At 27.9% G+C, this 1,409-nt stretch carries 1 protein-coding gene; it reads left to right on the top strand.

Annotated elements, in window-relative coordinates; genetic code table 11:
- The first annotated feature begins 41 nt into the window (after positions 1–41).
- On the top strand, positions 42–1,367 hold the full coding sequence (locus tag ABFX13_RS14500) for an IS3 family transposase (RefSeq protein ID WP_346047217.1): 1,326 nt from the start codon (positions 42–44) through the stop codon (positions 1,365–1,367).
- Positions 1,368–1,409 lie beyond the last annotated feature (42 nt).

The following is a 1,409-nucleotide window of genomic DNA, read 5'->3' as shown; positions in this document are numbered from 1 at the left end:
GATCTTTTTTTATAAAATATTAACTGAGGAGTGATTAAAATATGACTAAAAAAATATTTAAAGAACATGAAATATTAGAGTTATCTAAGAATAAATACGTAAAAAATGTGACTTCTAAAGGGATAACTTATACTAATGAATTTAAATTACAGTTTATTGCAGAATATAAAGATGGAAAAAATTCGAGAAAAATTTTTGAAGATGCAGGGTTCGATATTGAGATGATTGGTGTTAAACGAATAGATTCAGCTAGTTTAAGATGGCGAAATGCATATAAAGATAAAGGGGTTTTAGGTTTAGATGATACTAGATCTTTAAATTCAGGAAGAACCATTAATAGAGTGTTAACTATTGAAGAAGTTCTTGCTAAGAAGGATGCTGAGATAGCGTATCTCAAAGCGGAGCTTGAATTGATAAAAAAGCTCGAGCTACAAGAAAGGCAGGTGATAAATAAGAAGTTATCACCATCTAATATATTTAAAATAATACAAAATTTAATTAAAGATTTTAATCTTAATAAGTTGACGAGATATTTATGCAAAATTGCTAATGTCTCTACTTCAGGTTATTATAAATTTTTAAATAACTTTAAAACTAGAGATATGAACGAATATAGCGATCTTAAATCAAAAGAAATTATTCTAAAAGCATTCAATTATCGCGGGTATAAGAAAGGTTCTAGATCTATAAAAATGATATTAAAGAATAAATTTAATATCATAATGAATAGAAAGAAAATCCAAAGGATAATGAGAAAATATAATATTATTTGTCCAATACGGAAAGCTAATCCATACAAACGCATAGCTAAGGCGACAAAGGCGCATAGAGTTGTTCCAAATAAGCTTAATAGAGCATTTAAACAAAATATACCTGGAAAAATAATGTTAACTGATATCACATATATGCCGTACGGCAATAATAAAATGGCGTATTTATCTACGATAAAAGACTCTTCAACTAACGAAATACTAGCATATAAACTTTCCAATAGTTTAGCTATAGACATTGTAATTGAAACTATAGATAAATTGATAAAATTAAAACCATTTAGATTACATAAAGATGCATTTGTACATTCTGATCAAGGGTTTCATTACACAAGTCCAATATTTCAAAGACTACTTAAAGAAAATAACTTAGGTCAATCTATGTCTCGAAGAGGTAACTGTTGGGATAATGCTCCGCAGGAGTCATTCTTTGGACATATGAAAGATGAAATTGATTACAAAAATTGTAACACAATAGAAGAACTTAGAATTTTAATAGATGATTATATGGATTATTATAATAATGATCGCTGTCAGTGGAATTTAAAAAAGCTAACTCCTGTACAATACAGAAATCAGCTTTTATCAGTTTTTTAATAACTCTCTTTTTCTAGTGTCCTTGACAAAGGGTCCACTTTA

It is taken from the genome of Paraclostridium tenue, assembly GCF_039521565.1.
GTDB lineage: Bacteria > Bacillota > Clostridia > Peptostreptococcales > Peptostreptococcaceae > Paraclostridium > Paraclostridium tenue.
This window is presented reverse-complemented; position numbering and strand designations above follow the sequence as displayed.